At 73.5% G+C, this 5,692-nt stretch carries 5 protein-coding genes and 1 pseudogene; all 6 read right to left on the bottom strand.

Annotation, left to right across the window (positions count from 1 at the left end):
* On the bottom strand, positions 1-549 hold a 549-nt coding region (locus ABZY11_RS42560; protein WP_356484317.1), incomplete at its 3' end, for an aldolase/citrate lyase family protein.
* Positions 546-1,745 carry a CoA transferase gene (locus tag ABZY11_RS42555; protein ID WP_356484316.1) on the bottom strand — a complete coding sequence of 400 codons (1,200 nt, stop codon included), beginning with the start codon at positions 1,743-1,745 and terminating at the stop codon, positions 546-548. The genes ABZY11_RS42555 and ABZY11_RS42560, both read right to left, overlap by 4 nt.
* Positions 1,742-2,626, bottom strand: a complete 885-nt coding sequence (rbsK, locus tag ABZY11_RS42550; protein ID WP_356484315.1) for a ribokinase — start codon at positions 2,624-2,626, stop codon at positions 1,742-1,744. Before rbsK ends, ABZY11_RS42555 begins: the two co-directional genes overlap by 4 nt.
* Entirely contained in the window at positions 2,623-3,996 is a 1,374-nt protein-coding gene (locus ABZY11_RS42545) for an ADP-ribosylglycohydrolase family protein (protein WP_356484314.1), read from the bottom strand. Before ABZY11_RS42545 ends, rbsK begins: the two co-directional genes overlap by 4 nt.
* Entirely contained in the window at positions 3,993-5,180 is a 1,188-nt protein-coding gene (locus ABZY11_RS42540) for an ADP-ribosylglycohydrolase family protein (protein WP_356484313.1), read from the bottom strand. Before ABZY11_RS42540 ends, ABZY11_RS42545 begins: the two co-directional genes overlap by 4 nt.
* Positions 5,122-5,598: pseudogene (locus ABZY11_RS42535) on the bottom strand (ADP-ribosylglycohydrolase family protein); the annotation flags it as partial. The gene ABZY11_RS42540 and the pseudogene ABZY11_RS42535, both read right to left, overlap by 59 nt.
* Positions 5,599-5,692: the final 94 nt, after the last annotated feature.

The following is a 5,692-nucleotide window of genomic DNA, read 5'->3' as shown; positions in this document are numbered from 1 at the left end:
GACGTCCGGGAACACCGACTGGGTGGGCGGGGCGAGCCCGGCCGCGCGGGCGGCGACCACCACGCGGCTGCGCGACCAGTCGAGCCCGGCGTCGTCCCGTACCCCCAGATCGGCCCGGAGATCCGCCTCGCCGAGGGCGATGGAGCGCACCTGGGGATGGGAGGCGGCAACCGAGTACGCGTGCTCGATGCCGAGCGCCGATTCCAGCAGCGGACAGAGCGCGACCCCCGGCGCCACGGCCGCGATGTGATGCACGGACGCCGCATGCGTGATCTTGGGCAGCCGCAGCTCGGCGAGGCCCGGCAGCCCGGCCAGGGCGAGCACGTCCGCCTCGGTGTGGACCCGGACATGGATCGGCACGGCCGTGTCCCCGGCCGCTTCGGACAGCAGCTCGGCGGTGGCCGACCGCGCGTACTCCTTGCGGTCCGGCGCCACCGCGTCCTCCAGATCCACGATCACCGCGTCCGCGCCCGAATCCCGCGCCTTGCGCACCACCTCCGGCCGGTCCCCGGGGACGTACAGCCAGGTGAGCGGAACCGCCGCCGTCACAGGACGCGCTCCGCGCGCAACGCCGCGATCTCCGGGCCCGACAGGCCCAGCCCGGTGAGGATCTCCTCGGTGTCCGCGCCGTGCGGCCGGCCCGCCCAGCGGATCGCGCCCGGCGTCGCCGAGAGACGGAACAGCACGTTCTGCATCCGCAGCGGACCCAGCTCCGGGTCGTCGACCTCGGTGACGGAGTCCAGGGCCCGGTACTGCGGGTCCTCCATCACGTCCTGGACGTCGTGGATCGGTGCGATGGCCGCCTCCGCCTTCTCGAAGGCCGAGACCGCCTCCTTCCGGGTGTGCCGGGCGATCCAGTTGCCGACCGCCTCGTCGAGTTCGTCGGCGTGCTCGGCACGGGTGGTGCCGGAGGCGAACCAGGGTTCGTCGATCAGCTCGGCCCGGCCGACCAGGTGCATCACCCGCTCGGCGATCGACTGCGCTGAGGTGGAGACCGCGACCCAGTGCCCGTCCGACGTGCGGTAGGTGTTGCGCGGGGCGTTGTTCCGGGACCGGTTGCCGGTGCGCGGCTGTACGTAGCCGAGCTGGTCGTACCAGATGGGCTGCGGGCCGAGCACGGTCAGGATCGGCTCGATGATCGCCATGTCGACGACCTGTCCTTCCCCGGTGCGCTCGCGTCCGGCGAGCGCGGTCATCACGGCGTACGCGGTGGCCAGCGCCGCGATCGAGTCGGCGAGCCCGAACGGCGGCAGCGTGGGCGGCCCGTCCGGCTCCCCGGTGATCGCGGCGAACCCGCTCATCGCCTCGGCCAGGGTGCCGAAGCCGGGGCGGTGCGCATACGGGCCGAACTGTCCGAATCCGGTGACCCTGACCAGGACCAGCCGCGGGTTGACCGCGTGCAGCTCCGCCCAGCCGAGACCCCAGCGCTCCAGTGTCCCGGGCCGGAAGTTCTCGATGATCACATCCGTTTCGGCGGCCAGCCGGAGCAGCACGTCACGGCCGCCGCGAGTGGACAGATCGAGGGTCAGATTGCGCTTGTTGCGGCCGAGCAGCTTCCACCACAGGCCGACGCCGTCCTTCGTGGGGCCGTGCCCGCGCGAGGGGTCGGGCCTGCGGGGATGCTCGACCTTGATCACCTCGGCGCCGAAGTCGCCGAGCATGGTGGCGGAGAGCGGACCGGCGAAGAGCGTGGCGAGGTCGATGATCCGCAGCCCGGTCAGGGGGGCCTGCGCGGGCGCGTTCACGCGGCGTCGATCTCGGTGCGGTACGGCATGGAGGTCGAGGCACCCGGCCGCTGTACGCAGAGCGCGGCGGCCGACGACGCCCAGGCCAGCGACTCCGGCACGGGCCGTCGCTCGCCGAGCGCGACGGCGAGCGAGCCGACGAAGGTGTCGCCCGCCCCCGTGGTGTCGACGGCGGTGACCTCGGGGGCGGGGAAGAGGACGGGTTCGCCGCCCCGGGCCGCGTAGAGGCAGCCCTTCGAGCCGAGCGTGATGATCACCGCGGGGACCTGGCTGAGCAGGTACTGCGCCGCCGCATGGGGGTCGGTGAAGCCGGAGAGCGCGGCCGCCTCGTGCTCATTGGGGATCAACAGGTCGACACGGTCGAGGAGTTCGGAGGGCAGGGGCTGGACGGGGGACGGGGTGAGGATGGTCCGTACGCCCTGGGCGTGGGCCACCCGGGCGCCCTCGATCACCGCGGACAGCGGCAGCTCCAGCTGGAGGAGCAGCAGATCGGCTTCGGCGATGGCGGCCATCTCGCCGGGGCCGAGAGCGGTGACGGTGCCGTTGGCGCCGGGGACCACCACGATGGAGTTGGCCCCCGTGTCGTCGACGACGATGTGCGCGGTACCGCTGGGGCCCTCGGCGGTGTGCAGCAGATCGGTGTCGACGCCAGCGTGCTCCAGACCGGCCCGGAGCTGCGCGCCGTACGCGTCGTCGCCCACCGCACCGATCATCATCACATCGCCGCCCGCGCGGGCGGCGGCGACGGCCTGGTTGGCGCCCTTGCCGCCCGGGACGGTGCGGAACTCCCGCCCGGTGACGGTCTCTCCGCGTTCCGGAGCCCGTGCGACGTATGCGACGAGGTCCATATTGGTGCTGCCGAGCACCGCGATGCCGGTCATGGGCACAGTGCCTCCTTCTGGGTGAGCCGGTGGGTCTGTTCGGCGAGTTCGTCGAAGCCGATGGAGTCGAAACCGGGGACGGACGAGGCGAGGCGGTTCTTCAGCGGGGCGGTCCAGTGGTCGGGCAGCAGCGAAGGGGCCCCGGCCAGCAGCCCGGCGAGCGAACCCGCGGTCGCGCCGTTGGAGTCGGTGTCCCAGCCGCCCGACACCGCACGGCAGATGGAGTGCGAGAAGTCGCCGTCGGCATGGGTGAGGGCGGCTGCGAGCAGAGCGGCGTTGGGCAGCACATGGACCCAGTGGTACCGGCCGTACTCGGCGTGCAGCCGGTCGGCCACCGTGTCGAAATCGGCGCTGTCCCGGGCCGCCGCGACACCGAAGCGCACCGCGTGCGCGAACCGCGAACGCGGTGGCACGACGCGCAGCCCGGCGGCCAGACACCCGTGCACATCGCTCCCGCCCTCGGCCGCCCCCGCGAGCGCCGCGGCGGTGAACATCGCCCCGTACACCCCGTTGGCGGTGTGGCTGAGCACGGCGTCCCGGTGTGCCTGCTCCGCCGCGGCCGCCGGGTCGCCCGGATGGGTCCAGCCGTGCACATCGGCCCGGATCTGCGCGCCGATCCACTCCCGGAACGGGTTGCGGTAACGGGCGGTGTGCGGGGGCTCGACGCCGTCCAGCAGATTGCGGTACGCGATCCGCTCGGCGGTGAACGTCCGGCCTGCCGGGAGCTCGTCGAGCCAGAGCCTGGCGAGATCGCCGGTGGTGAAGGAGGGGCCGTACCGCTGGAGCAGCACCACGGTGAGCAAGGGGTAGTTGAGGTCGTCGTCCTCGGGCATGCCGTCGATGTTCTCGGCCAGCGAGTTGGGCGCGGAGCGCCGGTTCCAGGGGTAGGTGGCGGCCAGTGGGGCGGGCAGGTTCTCGGCGGTGAACCAGGTGGCGAGCGGCCAGTTGCCGGTGGAGCGGGCCAGGGCGCGGATACCGTCCAGTGGCAGTTTCTCGACGGGTTTGCCGAGCAGACAGCCGGCCGCCCGGCCCAGCCAGGCGGCGTGCAGCCGGTCCCGGCTCACCGGCGCCGGGTCCGGGCGGGGTGCCGGCCAGTCCGGGCACGCGGCCCGGATCGCGGCCAGCTCCGTCGGCTCGTCCATCTCCAACGGCGAGTCCAGCAGGGCGAGTTCGTCGAGCAGCCGCTCGGCGAGCGCGCGCAGCTCCGGCGCCGGAGGGGTGGAGGCACCCGCGCGCTCCGGGGCGGGGGCGCCGCCCGCCTCGTACCACCGGCGCGCGATGGCCCGCGCGTCCCGCCCGTCCTCTGCCGCCTGGCGCAGCTCGTGCCCGACGAGGTCCTCGGGCTGCACCCATGTCACCCGTACGGTCATGGCGTACCCACCAGTGCGGCGAACGCCGACTCGTGCGCGCGGCGCCGGGCCGTGTCCCGTACGAACACCTCGCGGGCGACGTCCGCCAGGGTCCGCGCGGGTGCGTGCAGATCGAGGCGGCTGGCCCCGGCGACCGTTTTCACCCAGTCGGCGGGGATCGCCCGCTCGCCGTGGAGCGCCCCCGCGACGGCGCCGCTCATCGTGGCGATCGAGTCGCAGTCCCGGCCGTAGTTGACCGAGCCCAGGACCGTGTGACGGTAGTCGCCGTCCGCGACGAGCAGCATGCCGAGCGCGATCGGGAGCTCCTCGATGGCATGCAGCCGGGACGGCCTGCGGGCGCCGAGGGACGGGGCGCGGTAGTCGGGGCCGACCGTGTCGAAAGGGGCGACGGCGGTGCGCAGCGGGGTCAGCGCCGACTCGAAGTCGCGGTACCGGGCGGCCACTTCGCACACCGCCTCGATCGCCGACCGGGTGCCGTCCTTGGCGAGCGACAGACAGGTGTCGACGACTCCGGTGGGTGTCGCGCCCGGGGCGCAGGCGGCGGCGACGGCGGCCGCGAAGACCCCGGCCGCCTCCCTGCCGTAACTCGACTGGTGGGCGCCGGCGACATCCAGCGCCTCGGCGTACGCGGCCTCCGGATGGGCGGCGTTGACCAGGCCGACCGGGGCCATGTACATCGCCGCACCGCAGTTGACGATGTTCCCGGAGCCCGCCTCGCGCGGATCGACATGGCCGTAGTGCAGCCGGGCGACGATCCACTTCTCGGCGAGGAAGATCCGCTGGAGCGGCAGCGCCTCGGCCTCCAGCTCCGGGATCCAGCGGGGGTTGGAGATCAGCTCGGGCACGAGATGACCGGCGACCGCGTAGGCGTCGAGATGGTCGCGCACCGCGCCGTACACCCGCACCAGCGCATGGGTCATCAAGGTGTCGTCGGTGACATGCCCGTCGCCCTTGTGGTACGGGGCGATGGGGCGCGCGGTCCGCCAGTTCTCGCCGTCCCACGGGCCCACGACGCCGTCGATCCGCCCGCCGTGGCGGGCCACGATCTGCTCGGGGGACCGGCCCTCCACCGGACCGCCGAGCGCATCGCCGACCGCGGCGCCGACGAGTGCGCCCGTGATCCGTTCATCGAGTGTGGGTGTCGTGGGTCCGGCCTCGGACAGCGTGGGCGTCATGGATGTCATGTCCGAATTGTCCACCCGGGGGCTTCGGTTCCGTGTCTGCCAGCAGCCCGGCGAGTTCGATCAGATCGGTCCCCGCGAGGCGGGGCAGCGCACAGCCCGCGAGGGTGCGGCAGGCCTCGCGCCAGCCGTCCGGGACGGCGCCGATGCCGCCGAGCGCACCGGTCAGCGCGCCGGCCAGGGCGGGCGCGGAGTCGGCCACCCGCGACAGGCACGCCGCCGCGGGAACGGCCTGGGCGATCTGGCCGCGGGCGGCGGTGGCCAGGGCGAGGGCGACCGGGACGGTCTCGGCGGCGGCGATCCCGTAGCTGTAGACATGGTCGACGATCTGATGCTCCAGCACCGGTACGAGGGCGAAGGCGCCCGCCGCCTCTCCGACGAAGTCACGGGCGATCCGGACGGCGTGGGCGGCGTTGCGGGCGCGCACATGGCCTTGCGGTGGGCGCTGATGGTCTTCTCGTCGGTGATGCGGTGCAGCGGAGTGGAGGCGCCCGGGTGACCAGCGATCTTGCGCT

Source organism: Streptomyces sp. NPDC006510 (assembly GCF_040611955.1).
Taxonomy (GTDB): domain Bacteria; phylum Actinomycetota; class Actinomycetes; order Streptomycetales; family Streptomycetaceae; genus Streptomyces.
Note: the sequence above shows the minus strand (reverse complement) of the source record. Positions and strands in the feature narration are given on the sequence as shown.

Excerpts from the sequence above, each read along its gene's own strand:
- ABZY11_RS42540 (WP_356484313.1), bottom strand. The coding sequence starts at position 5,180 with ATGACATCCATGACGCCCACGCTGTCCGAGGCCGGACCCACGACACCC.
- ABZY11_RS42545 (WP_356484314.1), bottom strand. The coding sequence starts at position 3,996 with ATGACCGTACGGGTGACATGGGTGCAGCCCGAGGACCTCGTCGGGCAC.
- rbsK (WP_356484315.1), bottom strand. The coding sequence starts at position 2,626 with ATGACCGGCATCGCGGTGCTCGGCAGCACCAATATGGACCTCGTCGCA.